The following is a 17,365-nucleotide window of genomic DNA, read 5'->3' on the forward strand; positions in this document are numbered from 1 at the left end:
GCGATTAAATGATTATGGGGTGAAATACCTGAGGTATTAAATTCTGTAACTGGAATATAGGATGTAAAGAGGATTACGCTGAACATGTGGTGCCTCACTATTATAACCCTGTAATTCTTTTAAGGCGATCTTTTCCAGGGAAGCTGGATTGAAAAATACAAGATCAACTAATGCAAACGATTTTTTTAAGCTTAAACCTGTTTTGGCCGAAACATGATTGTCTTTTACTTTGAAGTTTGCCTTAACAATTTTGCAGCAATCGGAACCACTTGCTGCCTTATGGTCACTTTTTAATGCGGGACTAACAGACAGAGAAACACCGGCTAATTTACCACAGCAATAAAACTTAGTTATGGTAATTCCACAAACAGATGCCGTGTAGATCAGGAGAAGTAATATGACTGCGACTCTTTTCACAGTGCTAAATTACGGCAATTCTTTGATCCGTTTTTATACAATTATGGTAAAAGTTTATACTCTGTTGCAGGATATAAAATTCAATTGCATCGTAGATATCACAACCATTCAATATTGATATACCCTCTCAAAATGAGAGTTCTTTCAAAGCGTGGCGTATACATAGCACTCTGTTATTTTTCAATTTAATAAATTGACCAACAATCAATTAGTTTAGTTTACTGCGATTTTCTCCTGGTCTGGCCCTTGTTTTGGCACTACGAGGCAAACAAGAAATGCTCGCCATGCAAAAACGAATACATCTCCCCGCCACTAAGTCCTCTGAAGAAAAGGAAAAATACACATTTAAGGATGTTGTCATTATTGTTTTCGCCTGGCTCATGACCTTGTCCCTGCTCTATATCTGCTACTTAAAATTTCATTTTTTCCTGCATCACTAAATAAATACTCAAAACAAATAACAACTATGATCTATGCCCTGCTCGGCCTCGCTTTCTCGCGGCTATTTTTAAATCTGTCCACTCCTTCAGAAACTAAACCTTATGATCTTCATCCTTGCCATATTCATGTTTGCGTGCATGGCTTATGTGCTCCTAAACTCCAAATTTCTAATTACCAAAACTATAAATCCTGTGCTACAGGTGTTTAACTCAGCGAAAGTAAATGTATTATAATTAAACGCGCCATTAGACCAGTTGAGAACAAAGAATTAAAACAAAAAAACAAATGAAAAAACTTATTACAGGAATAATATTATTAATGACTGCCGGTGCAATGGCACAGGAAACAAAAACTTCTCCCATTACCATAAGTGCTTACCTGGAAGCTTATTACAACTATGATTTTAACAGGCCGCTTAATAATACCATGCCGCCATTTTTATACAATTTCACCAGGGATAATGAGGTTAATTTAAATCTGGCATACATTAAAGCCGCTTACAGTTCTGACAAAGTGCGGGGGAATTTCACATTTGCCACCGGTACCTACATGAATGCTAATTATTCTGCAGAACCTGGCCTGCTCAAAAATATCTATGAAGCTAATATTGGTGTCAGGTTATCATCTAAAAATAATTTATGGATAGATGCCGGTGTATTGCCCTCACATATTGGTTGGGAAAGTGCTGTAGGCAAGGATAACCCAACACTTAGCCGCAGTTTGGCTGCCGAAAACTCACCCTATTTTGAAACCGGAGCGAGGCTGAGCTATACCTCCCAAAATGAAAAATGGTATTTAAGCGCCTTAGTGCTGAATGGATGGCAGCGCATACAAAGAATTGATGGTAATACCACTCCGGCCTTTGGCACACAGGTTACTTTTAAACCATCATCCAAAATAACACTGAATAGCAGCACCTTTATTGGAAATGATAAACCGGATAGTGTGCGAAAAATGCGTTACTTCCATGATTTTTATGGCATTTTTCAGTTAAGCGACAAATGGGCGGCCACACTTGGGTTTGATATAGGAGCTGAGCAAAAAACCAAAGGATCATCAGATTTTAACACCTGGTATACATCTGCCCTGATCTTAAAATACGCGGCTACGTCCAAAACCAGCATTGGTGTAAGGGCTGAATATTATAATGATAAAAATGGCGTCATTATAGCTACAAATACACCCAATGGTTTTAAAACATGGGGCTTTTCGGCAAATGTAGATTATAACATCCTCAGCAATTTAACATGGCGAACAGAGATTAGGAGTTTGAATAGCAAAGACGATATTTTTGTCAATAACAACAACAAAACATTGGATCATAACATCGCCTTAACCACTTCACTGGCGTTTAGCTTTTAATTGACCGGGTACCGATTTAAAAATTACGGGGTAATGGTAAGAATTGTATCCAGGAAGCTTTTTTTTCATGGATACAATTCCTTTCATAAAAAAGCCGATTTTACCCTTAGACCGTCTTGTTAACTTTTTTATATAATTTAACTTTCGTATTTTGATATAATTGCATCAGATATATCCTAAATATGCCACCTCCTAAAATGCAGCACCAAGAATTTGAACCTCCTGAAGAGCTACGGGATACCATAAAATGCTTTTGGTACAACATAAGAGAATCAGGAGAATTACCATCAAGTTTTGAAGTGCAGCCTGATGGCTATGTGGAGATTATTTTTTATTTCGGAGATATCTTCATTTCATACAATGGCGATTTGCAGCCATTACCATCACCGTTTATGATGGGGCTACTCAATCAGCCTGCCCACTTTTACTCAAAAAAACGTTTAGAGATTATCGCCATCAGGTGCTTTCCTTGGACGGTTTTCGATTTGCTTGGACTGCCTTCTGGTGAAGGTGGGGTGCGTACATTTGAGCATCCCATAGCCCAGCTTCAGCCTGCATTAAACAAGTATATTCAAACAGGTAAGATAAACGAAGCGATAGCCGAGGTAAAACAATACTTTATGAATGCACGGTCGAACGTAGCTACCAGCAGCATGCTATTTAAAGCAGGAGTTGCCATGAGAGAGGCAAACGGCACTATGCCGGTAAGTCAGGTAGCGGAGGCTGCTCATGCAACTGTTCGTACCCTCGAGAGAAACTTCAAGCAATCATCGGGACAAACGGTTAAAGATGTATCTGCCCTGATACGTTTTGAGCAGGTACGAAACCAATTATGGACTAATCCAAACGTCAACATTACCGGCTTAGCTCATGAACTGGGCTATACGGATCAACCACACCTAAGCAGGGAATTTAAACGTTACAGTGGAACAACACCAGCTGCCTTCGCGCGAAAAGCCAGAAAAGAAAGACCGGCTATAAGCAATGATTTTGTCGCGTTTATACAATCCTGATACAGGAACATTCGGGAGTTTTGTGTATAAATAATTCAATATGAAAACTACACAAAATCAATCAATATACGATGTAATTATTGCAGGCGCCGGCCCCGTGGGTCTGTTCCTGGGTTGTGAACTTGCCCTGGCCAAATGCTCAGTTCTTATACTGGAAAAGGCCGAGAATCCTCATTCACCTCTAAAACAGCTTCCTTTCGGTATCCGGGGACTTAACGCGCTTTCTGTTGAAGCGTTATACCGCCGTGATTTACTAAAAGATCTTGAGCTACATAAGCGCGTTAAAAACCCACATCAAAATACCAAACAAGGCGCACAACGCCCCGGAGGTCACTTTGCCGGCATTCAATTTCTTGATGCCAACATTGACACTTCACAATGGAAGTATCGCCTGCCAAGTTCCACCGATACCAATTTGATCACCGAAATGCAGGAGCTTGAAACCGTGTTGATCCGTCGCGCGGAATCCCTGGGCGTAGAGATCAAACGCGGGCTGGCCATTACCGGCTTTCATCAAACCCCGCATGGAGTTACCGTTCAATCAGATGAGCAATCTTTTCAAGGTAAATACCTGGTTGGTTGCGATGGTAGCCGTAGCGTGGTTCGTAAAACCGGCGGCTTTGAATTTGCCGGTACCGAACCGGAATTTACCGGTTACTCTACACTGCTTGATATTACGGATCCCGAAAAGCTCAAACCGGGCCGAAACGTGACAGATAAAGGCATGTATATGCAATCGCAACCGGGTTACGTACTATTACAGGATTTTGATGGCGGTGCATTCCATCACTCAAAGAAACCTCTTACGCTTGAACATGTACAGAAAGTGCTGCGCCGCATCTCCAATACCGATGTAACTATCAGTGCCCTGCGTACCGCAACCACCTGGACCGACCGGGCACGGCAAGCCACAACCTACCGCAACGGACGGGTATTTTTAGCAGGCGATGCCGCTCATATTCACTCACCCTTGGGCGGCCAGGGACTTAACCTTGGCCTGGGCGATGCCATGAACCTTGGCTGGAAGCTTGCTGCCACCATTCACGGGCAAGCGCCGGAAAGCTTACTGGATAGTTATTATACCGAACGCTATCCTCTTGGGGCACAGGTGCTGGATTGGTCACGCGCCCAGATCGCAATCATGAAACCGGGTACCACAGCCAATGCACTTAACACAATTTTTCGCGACCTGATTAATACCCGCGATGGCGCAACCTACTTTGCAAGCCGCGTATGGGGCATTAACACGCATTATAATCTAGGCGACAATCATCCGCTGCTTGGCCGTAGCGTTCCTAACTTTGAGTTGGAAAACGGCGTTACAATTGGCGAATTCATGCACCAGGGTCAGGGAATATTGCTTGACTTTGATTCGAATGCTTCACTTAAAACACTCGCGGGTGAATACGGTAACCAGATCAGGTATGTTTCGGGCCGGGCAAAAGAACAACTAGGCCTAAGCACCTTACTAATACGTCCGGATGGGTTTATCGCCTGGACTTCTGATCAGGATCCTGACCTTGCAGAAATTCAACGGGCTGCCGAAACCTGGTTTGCTGCTCCACACTATAAACTTACCTAATCTACCCCATTGCACATTTTAATAAGTTCGTTGGCATCATCGTCAACGAACTATTATGCTATCATGAAGAATCCTTTTTTTGTTATTTTCACTGCCATAGCACTTGATGCCGTTGGCATCGGTCTTATATTTCCTATATTACCTGGCTTGCTCCGGGAAGTGACACACACCAGTAATGTAGCTCCTTATATCGGCATAACAACCGCACTTTACGCAGTAATGCAATTTGTATTTGCACCAGTGCTGGGCGCGCTCAGCGACAGACTGGGGCGGCGCCCTGTATTACTAATATCGCTAGGCGGAGCAGCTATCAGCTATGTACTGATGGCATCTGCATCAACACTTTGGTTATTACTGATCGGACGTGCCATCGCCGGACTTACCAGCGCCAATATGGCCGTTGCAACAGCTTATATCACCGATATATCACCAGAAGATAAACGAGCTGGCCGGTTCGGTGTTTTTAATGCCATGTTTGGCGTTGGCTTTATTATAGGCCCCGTTCTCGGTGGTTTACTGGGCGATTACTGGCTGCGGCTCCCCTTCATCGTTGCTGCGGGCCTTAATGCCTGTAATATGCTGCTGGCATTATTTGTACTGGCCGAATCGCGCAAAGCTCAGCAAGAGAAGATCGATCTAAGCGCATTAAACCCACTACAGCCAATGAAATGGGCTTTCTCCATGAAAGTGTTAGCGCCATTGATCTTAGTATTTTTCATCTTCAGTTTTTCTGGTGAGGTATATGGCACCTGCTGGGCGCTATGGGGCGCCGACACCTTTAAATGGAATGGGTTATGGATTGGTTTATCATTGGGTGCATTTGGCGTTTGCCAGGCGCTTGTGCAGGCTTTCCTCACCGGGCCCGCGGTTAAACTTATGGGCGATCGTCCAACCATATTTGTGGGTCTTGCTTGTGCATGTCTTGCACTGCTGGTCATGGCTTTGGCAAAACAAAGCTGGATGATTTTTGCGATAATGCCGGTCTTCGCCCTTGGTGGTATAGGCACCCCAGCCCTGCAATCACTGGCTACAAAACAAGTAGAAAAAGGTAAGCAAGGGCAGTTTCAGGGAGTGCTTACCTCTGTTATCAGCCTATCTGCTATTATAGGTCCACTGGTTTTCTCTTCCATCTATTTTCTGGTTCAAAAGCAATGGCCAGGTGCTGTTTGGCTATCCAACATTGCTGTTTATATGATCATCGTACCCATAGTTATGAACCTACGCCTGAAGAAAGAAGAACCAGGCCTCATCAATGACCTGGGTTAATGCAATACTATTTATAGTTCAAAATCAAGGCTTTTTTATAGTGGAAAGATCAAAAAGGACAGTATTCATTTTGGGCTTTAGCCGGAACAAAACTCCATTGCCAGGTTTTGAAAAGCTGCCCCTGATTGGTTTAAAAACATAGTCCATACCTTCAAAACTACATGCGATCTGATTATCAAGGATTGCTTCAAAGGGCAATTTCGCGTTAGCAGCGGTAGTCATATCAAAATACCACGTATAAGCATGGTCACTAACCAGCTTCATTTTCAATCGCTTTTCGTCCATATCCATCTCAAAAGATCCCTTAACAGAGGTTAAGGGCCAGGTTACATGTAAGTGACCGGCCTGAGTTTGACTATATACCGGATCTTTCCCTTTTACCAATACTTCCTGCCCATCAATCAATACTTTCAATCTTAGGCCAGCTATTTGATCAGGTTTACTCCAAATATAGCCATCAATAACCGGTAAGGTAAAAAATGAGCATTCATTAGAGGTTGCTACTTGTTTGGTATAAACAGAGGGAAAACTTTCATCAAAAAGATGAAGATCACGAATACGGAGCGTACCATTTTCCCACAACATATTGATCCGGTAAAAACGACTATTGAACCATACGGTTTTCAGATCACTTCCCTCCATATCTTTACTCACCGCGAATGAAGTGGCTGGTGTAACTTTATATTTCTCTTTAAACCAGCGGCCCGAAGTTTCCATAGTTTCCACCCTGATCTTGTGCTCATCTCGTAATCGCGCCAATAAAGGCATCTGTATTTCAAAACCTTTAGCCATAGCATCCCAGGTAAACGAATTTTCCTGCCCCGCTTGTGTATAATTAAATCCAAGACACTTATCCTCTGTAAATGATTTTAAAAACCAATTTACCCAGGCAGAGTCGCCGCCGCCAAATTTGTAAACGGGCTCTAATGTTACCACGCCCTGGCGGGTTGTCCCCAGACCAGTATCATACTGACGTATGGGATCAGATCCCAGCATCCGGAAGATCGGCACGGGGATCTGGTTCTTTTCGTTTTGAGCAGGCATATAGGAGTTGATCTTGCTCGGATAATAAGCCTGGTTCCAATAACCACCCCAAAGGGTATAGCCATCCGTACCGTATTGATCTTTGCAATTGCTGGACGCCACAATATGGTATTTTTGATACATATAATTCAGGCTGTAACTATCAATGAACCAGGAACCCACAGACTTAGGATAATAACCAAAGATCCGTTTAAATTCGGCCATGTACACATCAATCAGCTTTTCCCGTTCCTCTGGTGTATAGCCGGTGGAAAAACCAATATTGGCGCGCCAGTCCCATGGATATCTTCCGCGCCATTTTAATCCCGCTTTTTCTACCTGTGGCTGGGGTATTTCCCACCAGGCTCCTATCTCAAAAGAATCGCGGGGTAAAGCTTTCAGCAGTTTTTGATACCGTGGGTCAATCAGCGCGTCATATTGTAATAAAAAAGTCCCCCCGAGTTTATACTTCTTCATGATCTCTACCTGCTTCACCACAGTCTGGTACAATACATCCTCGGTAATCGCGGCATCACGGGGTTCCAGTAAACGAATGAAATTGACAATATTAACGATGCGGGGTGTTGGCTCATCTACCGGGGATGTTGCTTTCTGCTTATTTTGATTCCGAAACGAGCTTAACGTACCGATACACAGCAATCCTATTATAAAAGAAGCACCAAAAATTTTACTGATTATATTTTTCATTAACAGATTATAAAGTGGCATTGTGAGGGAAGTTGTTCTATTACGATCTTCTGAACAGAAATACCGGTAAATTTCATCACATAGCGTTATAATGGTTCAGGCTAATGTAATCATAGCCAGATAATCCACTATCCTTGTCTGTCTTTTAAGGAAAAGTTTTTCTATCGTGGTTTAACTGGCAGCCCTGTTAAGACTTACCAGGTTATTGTTATAAGCATCAAGGTAACCACGCGGAGAATTACCAATAATATACTTAAACACACGGTTAAAATTGGTTATGCTGTTAAAACCGCATTTATAGGCAATTGAGTTAATGCTTTCAAATTTGTGAGCGATCAGTTTTTTGCAGGCCTCGTTGATCCTGATCTCATTCAGAAATGAAACAAAGGTATGCCCAGTGTGTTTTTTAAAATAACGGCAAAACGACTCTGGTGTCATATAGGCTACTTTAGCTACATCCTCCAGGGTAATAGGATCGCTATAATGCTGCATGATAAAATTATAGATTTTACCGATGCGTATACCTTCATTTTCGGTGATACCGGGGAGATTACCATAGGTGGATAATGGATCTAATTTATCTTTTAGATTAGTAAGCCCCTTAAGAAGATATAAAAACTGCACAAGCTGATCAGGGCCCGATGCATTTTTCAAAGTGGTCATTATTCGCAATATCTCATCTGTATTCTCACCAGGAATCTTAAACCCTTGTTGATGCTGTTGCATAAATATCCTGCCCGGGGTCATCTCCGGTAAATTAAACAAAGAAGCCAGCGCTTCCTCCGGGTCAAAAAAGATGGTTAATGCTTCTACCTGTTTATTGGTGTTTTGCGCAAAATATTCGGGATTGCTTTTAAATACATGCGGCAAATTGGCTCCTAAAAAGAATATATCACCGGCCGAATAATCATGCATATTATTTCCGGCTATCAAAGTACCCTCCCCTTGCCGTATCCAGGTGATCTGGATCTCTTTATGCCGGTGCAGATAAGGATAATGATGAGGTAGATGAACCTTTTCCACTATTACACTTTTGTCATGAGGCAACGGGATGGTAAATTGTAAAACTTTCATCTTGCTGTGAATTAATTCATTCTGAAATTACATTTATTTAACTCAAAAAACCATTAATCAAACATAAAAAGATAATATCCGGCTATTAGTGGATAATTTATTGTAACATCAGGATAAAAATACCCTAAAAATTGACGGATAGTTTGCTTTTATTGTTAACTAAACAATTTTAAAATATAGAATAACTATATATAAATATGAATATTTATAATTGTAAATAAAACAATTATAAATAAATTATTAATATAATTCTACTAATAAGAGGATAACTATCATGAGAATTTGAATTTATCCTACCGGTTAGGATCAAAGCCATTAATATTGATGGTTGTTGGTTTACCCGAAATAACTTCAGTTACCAGTAAACCGGTTGCCGCCCCCAAACTTAAACCCATCATGCCGTGCCCGGTAGCTATGGTCAGATTAGCGTATTTATTACTCCTGCCTATATAAGGCAACCCATCTGCCGATGCTGGCCGGAAGCCATACCAGATATCTTTTTGCTGTGGAACAACAGGTTTAAGATCAGGAAAATATTGAGGTACCGACTCTACTATGCCCTTTACTCTGTTCATATTTATCCGGCTATTGATCCGGTCAAGCTCCATTGTTCCGCCGTAGCGTAAACCTCCGTTCATGGGGGTAATAGCAACACGGGCTTCGGCCAATAAGGCTGGGATCTGCATTACATCGGCATTATCCGAAACATTAAAGGAATAGCCCTTACCCGGCATCAGCAGGATTTTCAATCCTAATAATTTGCCTATGGCTGGCGACCATGAGCCACCTGCTATCACATATTCATCAGCTGTAAATTCTTCTCCAGATGCCCATGCACGGCTTACTTTGCCGTTTGAAGTTTCAATTTTTGTAACTTCCTTGTTAGCGATCAAATTAACACCTACAGCCCGTAGATATTTTAATAAAACAGTCATGAGCTTATTGGGCGAAAGGTGCGCATCACAACCGTAATGCACTGCACCCAATACATCCAGATTCAATTTGGGTTGCAGCTTTATGCAGTCGGCTGGTGTGAGCACTTTCATATCCAGGCCTAGTTGCCTGCCCTTTTCAGTCATATGAGCTTCTTCTTCGGCAGCCTTTTCGGTTTTATAAAACATCAAGATACCCTTTTCAATCAAATCAAATTCAAAATCAGGCTCTTTGCTCAGCTCCTGGTAAAGTTGTTTGCTCAATAAAGAAAGTTCTGTTAAAGGAATAGCCGATCTTTCCACATGCTCAGCATTAGCCTTTTTCAGGAATTTAAGGCCCCAGGATATCAATTCCGGATTGAGCGAAGGTTTTACATAGAACGGGCTTTTACTGCTAAACATCCAGCGGATACCCTGACTTACCATACCTGGTGTGGCCAGGGGTATAAAATGACTTGGTACGATCATGCCGGCATTCCCATAAGAGCAATTGTCGGTCATATTTCCTTTATCAACCACGGTAACCTGGTGCCCGGCTTTATGTAAATAATAAGCTGAACTCAGACCAACAATCCCACCACCAATAATCAGCACTTTAGTCATAATGTATTTTTGAGATTTTGATTTTAAAAATAAAGCAAGTTATATCACCTGGAAACCATGAGCGTAAGGATCGTCATCGTCTATTTTAATGGTATTGTAGCCATACACCTTTGCCCAGCCTTCCACACTTGGAATAATGGCATCTATATCATTGATCTTTACCACTTCTTCTACCCTGCCTGTAAATTTACTACCAATAATACTTTCATGGATAAAAGGCTCACCAACCTGCAGCTTTCCCTTGGCATGCCATTGCGCCATACGGGCTGAAGTACCTGTGCCGCAAGGCGACCTATCTATAGCCTTATCGCCATAAAATACCGCGTTCCGGGCTGTGGCATCGGCGGATAATGTAGCCCCGGCCCAGAGGATATGTGTACAGGTATTGATGGTAGGGTCCTGTGGATGCACGAACTCATATTTTTCGTTGATACGTTTGCGTAATACCTGGCTCCAGGCAATCAGTTGCCCGGCGGTATAATGCTCAATCCCTCCAAAATTGGGCTGTGGATCAACTATGGCATAGTAATTTCCACCGTAGGATACATCAATGGTGAGCATGCCCAGGTCCGGGCATTCCACCTGCAGATCTGTTGCTGCCAGATAAGCCGCTACGTTTTTAAGCTTTACCGAAGTAACTTTTTTACCTTCCTGTTTATATTCGATCAATACCAGGCCTGCGGGGGCTTCCATGCGGATGATACCCGGCACTTTAGGTTGTATCAGTCCCTCTTCCACAGCAATGGTAATAGTTCCGATGGTTCCATGACCACACATGGGTAAACAACCACTGGTTTCGATAAACAAAACAGCCACATCATTTGCCGGGTCATGAGGCGGATACAGGATACTACCCGACATCATATCATGGCCCCGGGGCTCAAACATTAGTCCCGTCCTGATCCAATCATACTCCTTCAAAAAGTGCTGGCGCTTTTGACTCATGTTATCGCCCTTTAATGTTGGGCCGCCACCGGCCACCAACCTTACAGGGTTACCGCAGGTATGCGCATCTATGCAAAAAAAAGTTTTACTGGCCATGTGTTTTATTGTTATACAACCACGTTTAATTTACCCCAACTTCCTACAGGTAACAACGGACGAACAGCAAGCGCATCGTTAATGATCTTTTGAACTTTTTCACGCTCAGCACCAACTAATGGCAAACGCGGAGCACGTACATTTTCGGTACCAATACCGGTTGCCACTTCTGCCAGTTTAATGTATTGTACCAATTTGGGATGGATATCCAGCTCCAATACCGGTAAAAACCAACGGTATATAGCCAGTGCCTCATCGTATCGTTTAGCCTTAACCAGGCGGTATATGGCTACAGTTTCTTTAGGGAAAGCATCAACCAGGCCAGCAACCCAGCCGTCTGCACCCATCACCAGGCTTTCCATAGCCAGGGGATCAACACCGGTTAATATTTTAAACCTGTCGCCAAAGCGATTGATCATGCGTGTTACGTTAGATACATTGCGGGTTGATTCCTTTACCGCCTGTATATTATCATAGGCTGCAAGTTGTTCAAACATATCCAGGGTGATCTCTACCTTATAATCAACCGGGTTATTGTAGATCATGATGGGTAGCGGCGTGCTTTTGGCAATAGTACTGATATAAGCGATGGTTTCGCGCTCATCGCTGCCATAACGCATGGGCGGTAATAACATTAAGCCATCAGCTCCATTGTCAAATGCTTTTTGCGCGCAGATAACGGCAGCCTTGGTTGTTTGCTCCGCAATATTGAGTATAACAGGCACTTTTCCCTCCACAAAGGCTGCGGTATGAGCAAGCAGATCGTATTTTTCCTGATCGCTCAGTACGCTTGCTTCACCTAAAGACCCGCCCAGTATAAAACCATCAACACCCGCTTCCAGTTGGGCATTTAAGTTGATATTAAAAGCTTCAAAGTCCAATTCATCATAATTGGTAAACTTGGTAGTTACGGCGGGTAATACGCCTTTCCATTCAAATGCTATCATTGCTAAATGTTTTTTACAAACTTAGTTTCGCAGCCCATATGAATAACTCAATAATTTAACTGGTACTAACCATATTTTATCCAGGCAAACTGTTTTCGGCACTCAAATCGTGATAATTCATGGTGCAAAAAACTTTTTAAACCTTGAATTTTAACACTTTTTTAGTCAAAACGGAGGTAAAAGCGGCTATAAAATATTCAAAATAGCCTCATTTTAACACTTTTTAACAAATTTAAACCCCATTTTGATAAGCTTTTTTAAGGCTTAAAAAGTATTAAATAATTGACTATCAAATAACTAAATAAAAAACAGACTATCTTTGTTCCTTTCTGCGTTTAACCAAAACAGCCCGCTCGTATTTTTTACATACAAGCGGGCTGTTACCTACACAAATATACTAAATAAATTTGAGCCATATACTGACAGCAAAATGGGGTAAAATCCGGTTATCACCCTGCAAATTATCATCCATCACATTTCTGTACATACCTGTAGTTTTACTTTACATATCCGGAAAACCAAACGTATGATCAAGAAAAGAAAAACAGTCTGCATGCTACCGCTATTCATAATAGCATTTTCAAATATGGCCTTTTCACAGCAAAAAGATTATCCTATACAGCCTGTGGTCTTCACCAGTGTTCACGTGAATGATCATTTCTGGCAGCCCAAAATGGAGGTTAACGCCAATGTGACCATCCCCTACGTTTTGGCGCAATGCAAGGCAAACGGCCGCATGGATAATTTTTTAAGGGCCGCCAAAAAACTTGATGGCGATAAACTAAGCGAATTCCCGTTTGATGATACCGATGTATATAAGGCTATCGAAGGAGCCTCCTACTCCATGCAAAACAAAGCTAACCCTCAACTTGATAAATATATCGATACACTGATCAGCATTATCGTTGCCGCACAGGAACCCGATGGTTACCTGTATACCTTCCGTAGTGTACATGCCCAAAAACCGCATGAATGGATAGGCGCCAAACGCTGGGAACAAGAGGAAGTACTAAGCCACGAATTGTATGATTGCGGCCACTTGTACGAAGCTGCCGTTGCCCATTACCAGGCTACCGGTAAACGTACATTGCTTAATATCGCTATAAAAAATGCCGATCTGCTGGTTACGGTTTTTGGACCGGGCAAGCTGGAAGAATATCCCGGCCACCAGATAGTAGAAATTGGGCTATCAAAAATGTACCGGGTCACCGGCAACAGGCAATACCTTGATCTGGCCAAATTTTTCCTGGATGTGCGCGGCCCCAAGGGCGACGCTTACAACCAGGCCAACAAAAAAGTAGTCGACCAACATGAGGCCGAAGGGCATGCGGTAAGGGCAGCTTATATGTATACCGGTATGGCAGATATTGCAGCCTTAACGGGCGACACCAAATATTTAGCCGCTATTGATGATATATGGGGCGATGTGGTCAACAAAAAACTATACATCACAGGCGGTATAGGTGCAACCGGTAACGGCGAGGCTTTTGGCGACGCGTACCAGTTGCCAAACATGTCGGCTTATGCCGAAACCTGCGCGGCTATTGGTAATGTGTACTGGAACAACCGGATGTTTTTGCTGCACGGCGATTCCAAATATATTGATGTACTGGAAAGAACACTTTACAATGGTTTGCTCTCGGGTGTTTCGCTCAGTGGCGATCGTTTCTTTTACCCTAATCCACTGGCATCTATGTCGCAAAACGAACGCAGTGCCTGGATCAGCTGCGCCTGCTGCATCAGCAACATGACCCGTTTTTTGCCATCGTTGCCGGGGTATGTTTATGCCAAAAACAAAAATGACCTGTACGTAAATCTGTTTATGGGCAATACCAGTAACATCAAACTGGCATCAGGCAATGTGAACATCGTTCAAACAACTGATTACCCCTGGAAAGGCAAAGTTGATATCACGGTTAATCCGGAAAAAAACACCGAATTTACCTTAAGGATACGTATACCAGGGTGGGCCAAACAGCAACCAGTGCCGGGTGATCTATATACTTTTATGGATAAAAAAGTGTTACCCGTGATGTTATCCATCAACGGTAAACCGCAATCATTTGTTACCGAAAAAGGATACGCGGTATTAAAACGTACCTGGAAAAAGGGCGACCAGGTTTCCTTGCTGTTACCCATGAAAACCGAAAAAGTATTGGCCAACCCATTGGTAAAGGATGATATCAATCGTTTTGCTTTTGAACGCGGACCAGTTGTGTATTGCCTTGAAGGCCCCGATAATAAAGACAGCCTGGTTCAAAACATTATGGTTGATAAAAACGCCATTGCCGAGGCAAATTATTATGCCGATCTGCTCAACGGCGTTGATGTGATAAATACCGTGGGTAAAAGCACAAAACGCCAGTTAAACAGCAATCGATTAATCGAGGCCAACCAACAGGTAAAAGCCATTCCCTATTATGCCTGGGCAAACCGCGGACCAAGCGAAATGACCGTATGGATCCCGTACGAAGCTTCGGCTGCAAGGCCAAAACCTGCACCTACCATAGCAAGTACCAGCAAGGTAACATCGTCGTTAAAAAATACCAGGATGTTTGCATCTATAAAAGATCAATATGAACCTGCTGACTCTAAGGATACCAACTACCCTTACCTGCATTGGTGGCCGGCTAAAAACACCAGCGAATACGTACAATATAATTTTGATACCGCACATACCGTCAGCGAATCAAAGGTATACTGGTTTGATGATGGCCCCTGGGGCGGCTGCCGTATCCCGGCATCGTACAAAATACTGTACCTGAAAGACGGTCAATGGGTGCCGGTAAAAAACACTATTCCGTACAATATCAGTAAAGACAGTTTTAATACCGTAAGCTTTGAACCAGTAAATACTACGGCTTTAAGAATGGAAATTCAGTTACCGGCAGATAATTCATCGGGGATACATGAATGGGTGGTGAAGTGAGTAATAAACGATGAAAAGGCATAACGAAAAATACTACTAAAAAGGGGACTGTCACCCTGAGCGCCGTCGAAGGGTGGAGCTCAGGGCCCCCCACCACAATGCTTCGACGGCGCTCAGCATAACATACTTTTTAGGATAGCTACTACTTAATGGGTTATTACTGTTAAGTGATCATCACACCAATGATTGCCACCAATTATCCCATCCTTTTGTAATTGCCATTTGTTACATTTACATATACATTAACCTATTTTATGGCAACAGTGGCATTAGGCAGTTCGGCCGGTAAATGGATCATGGTTTCGTCTATCATGGCCTCGGCCATGGCTTTTATTGATGGCACTGCCCTTAATGTGGTACTACCATCGTTGCAACAAAGCCTTAATGCCAGCGGTACGGACCTTTTTTGGATACTGAACGCTTATTTATTGATGCTGGCCGCATTAATCATGATCGGTGGCGCTCTGGGCGATAAATTGGGCCGAAAAAAGATATTTATGGCAGGCATCTTTATTTTCATCGTGGGCTCAACAACCTGCGGCTTTGCCCCCGATGTTAATTTGCTCATAGCATTCCGGATGCTGCAAGGTATTGGTGGCGCATTGATGATACCGGGCAGCTTATCTCTAATATCCTCCTCCATAAACGAAAAAGAACGGGGCAAGGCCATCGGCACCTGGTCGGCTTTTACTACGGTAGTTACTTTAGGGGGCCCTATTTTAGGCGGCGCTTTTGGCGATGCCGGTTTATGGCGCTATATCTTTTTCATTAATGTACCGATAGGCGTTGTAGCCTTGCTGATCCTTTGGTTTAAAGTAAACGAAAGCCGTGATGAAGACACCGACCACACTCTCGATTTCCCCGGAGCGATTTCCATAGCACTTGGCTTAGCCGCGCTTACCTTCGGCTTTTTACGTGCGCCAGCTATGGGATTTGGACACTGGCAGGTTTACACTACCTTAATAGCGGGGACAGTGCTGCTAGCCACTTTTATCTTTATCGAAAGTAAAAGCACTCACCCGATGATGCCCTTAACACTATTCAAAAACATGACTTTCAGCGGGGTTAACCTGCTTACGTTTTTTTTATATGCCGGCCTTAGCGCGGCTATGTTATTTCTTTCGCTCAACCTGGTACAGGCACAGGGTTATAGTCAACTACAATCAGGTCTTACTTTTTTGCCTTTCACTATACTGATGATCATTATGGCCCGTTTTTCCGGGGCCATTGCGGATAAGCACGGGCCAAGATTGTTATTGATAGCAGGGCCAGCGACAACAGGCATAGGCTTATTAATCTTATCATTTGTTGGGCAAACCAAAGGCCCGGCAGATTATGGGACCACCTTTTTCCCGGGTATCATCATATTCGGTACGGGCATGTCGTTTACGGTGGCTCCTCTTACAGCAGCGGTTATGGGCTCGGTAAGTGATCATTATTCGGGAACGGCATCGGGAGTAAATAACGCACTTTCGCGCATTGCCAATGTTTTTGCCAATGCCATATTGGGGGCCTTTGCGGTTTTGCTTTTCACCGGCGCGCTACAACAGGATATTCAGCAAATCCCATTAAATGAAAAACAAAAACAGGCAGTGATGACGCAGGCGGTTAACCTGGGCGATGCCAAAGTGCCAGCAGGCTTTGACACGCATGACCAACAGGTTATTAAAAAACTTTACCGATCTGGGTTTATTACTGTTTACACCAAGGTGATGCAGCTGTCGGCTTTGCTTGCTTTTTTAGGTGCTTTGATGTCATTTCTGTTTATTCGGAACAATACCATTAAAAAAGGCTCTACCTTGGATGCCTCATAGGAATAAATATTTTTGAGATTCAGGAGGCTCCTCTGGAGCCACTGCACTTTATTACTCTTTCTATAAACAGGATGCTCCTCCGGAGCTATAATTTACGCTGGTTTCACGATGGGACACCGGTTATAGTTAATACGAGTTTTTTTCTCGGCAACCATTCATTTTATTAATTTTTATGAACGCAGGAACTACAAACTATCAGGCTCCAGAGGAGCC

Annotated in this window: 12 protein-coding genes; 6 read left to right on the top strand and 6 right to left on the bottom strand. The window is 43.0% G+C overall.

Annotated elements, in window-relative coordinates; genetic code table 11:
* Nucleotides 1–36 precede the first annotated feature (36 nt).
* Nucleotides 37–417 carry an HYC_CC_PP family protein gene (locus ACTJKG_RS05430; RefSeq protein WP_172333321.1) on the bottom strand — a complete coding sequence of 127 codons (381 nt, stop codon included), beginning with the start codon at nucleotides 415–417 and terminating at the stop codon, nucleotides 37–39.
* A 726-nt stretch (nucleotides 418–1,143) separates the two neighbouring features.
* Here ACTJKG_RS05430 and ACTJKG_RS05435 point away from each other — a divergent pair.
* The 4 genes from ACTJKG_RS05435 (at nucleotide 1,144) to ACTJKG_RS05450 (ending at nucleotide 6,081) form a co-directional block, all read left to right on the top strand.
* On the top strand, nucleotides 1,144–2,220 hold the full coding sequence (locus ACTJKG_RS05435; RefSeq protein ID WP_440738560.1) for a porin: 1,077 nt from the start codon (nucleotides 1,144–1,146) through the stop codon (nucleotides 2,218–2,220).
* Nucleotides 2,221–2,417: 197 nt separating this feature from the next.
* Complete coding sequence (locus ACTJKG_RS05440) at nucleotides 2,418–3,233, top strand: helix-turn-helix domain-containing protein (RefSeq protein ID WP_172333319.1); 816 nt, start codon at nucleotides 2,418–2,420, stop codon at nucleotides 3,231–3,233.
* A gap of 40 nt (nucleotides 3,234–3,273) precedes the next feature.
* A complete protein-coding gene (locus tag ACTJKG_RS05445; protein ID WP_440738561.1) occupies nucleotides 3,274–4,815 on the top strand; it encodes an FAD-dependent monooxygenase in 1,542 nt (513 codons plus the stop codon).
* A 63-nt stretch (nucleotides 4,816–4,878) separates the two neighbouring features.
* A complete protein-coding gene (locus ACTJKG_RS05450) occupies nucleotides 4,879–6,081 on the top strand; it encodes a TCR/Tet family MFS transporter (RefSeq protein ID WP_440738562.1) in 1,203 nt (400 codons plus the stop codon).
* A 24-nt stretch (nucleotides 6,082–6,105) separates the two neighbouring features.
* Here the strand turns inward: ACTJKG_RS05450 and ACTJKG_RS05455 are convergent, their stop codons facing one another.
* The 5 genes from ACTJKG_RS05455 to ACTJKG_RS05475 form a co-directional block, all read right to left on the bottom strand.
* Nucleotides 6,106–7,812: a hypothetical protein gene (locus ACTJKG_RS05455; protein WP_440738563.1), complete on the bottom strand. Its 1,707-nt coding sequence runs from the start codon at nucleotides 7,810–7,812 to the stop codon at nucleotides 6,106–6,108.
* Between the two features lie 171 nt (nucleotides 7,813–7,983).
* Nucleotides 7,984–8,886 (bottom strand): AraC family transcriptional regulator, encoded by a 903-nt coding sequence (locus tag ACTJKG_RS05460; protein WP_172333316.1) that lies wholly within the window; start codon nucleotides 8,884–8,886, stop codon nucleotides 7,984–7,986.
* Nucleotides 8,887–9,179: 293 nt separating this feature from the next.
* Nucleotides 9,180–10,421 carry an NAD(P)/FAD-dependent oxidoreductase gene (locus tag ACTJKG_RS05465; RefSeq protein ID WP_172333315.1) on the bottom strand — a complete coding sequence of 414 codons (1,242 nt, stop codon included), beginning with the start codon at nucleotides 10,419–10,421 and terminating at the stop codon, nucleotides 9,180–9,182.
* Between the two features lie 39 nt (nucleotides 10,422–10,460).
* Entirely contained in the window at nucleotides 10,461–11,462 is a 1,002-nt protein-coding gene (locus ACTJKG_RS05470; RefSeq protein WP_172333314.1) for a 4-hydroxyproline epimerase, read from the bottom strand.
* Between the two features lie 11 nt (nucleotides 11,463–11,473).
* Nucleotides 11,474–12,409: a dihydrodipicolinate synthase family protein gene (locus ACTJKG_RS05475; protein WP_440738564.1), complete on the bottom strand. Its 936-nt coding sequence runs from the start codon at nucleotides 12,407–12,409 to the stop codon at nucleotides 11,474–11,476.
* Nucleotides 12,410–12,962: 553 nt separating this feature from the next.
* On the opposite strand from ACTJKG_RS05475, the gene ACTJKG_RS05480 reads away from it, so the two are divergent.
* The gene (locus tag ACTJKG_RS05480; RefSeq protein ID WP_440738565.1) at nucleotides 12,963–15,338 is read left to right on the top strand and encodes a glycoside hydrolase family 127 protein; all 2,376 of its coding nucleotides are present in this window, start codon (nucleotides 12,963–12,965) and stop codon (nucleotides 15,336–15,338) included.
* 254 nt (nucleotides 15,339–15,592) lie between these two features.
* Nucleotides 15,593–17,152, top strand: coding sequence for an MFS transporter (locus ACTJKG_RS05485; RefSeq protein WP_172333311.1), 1,560 nt, complete (start codon nucleotides 15,593–15,595; stop codon nucleotides 17,150–17,152).
* The last annotated feature ends 213 nt before the right edge of the window (nucleotides 17,153–17,365 follow it).

The organism is Mucilaginibacter sp. 22184 (assembly GCF_052045695.1).
Taxonomy (GTDB): Bacteria; Bacteroidota; Bacteroidia; order Sphingobacteriales; family Sphingobacteriaceae; genus Mucilaginibacter.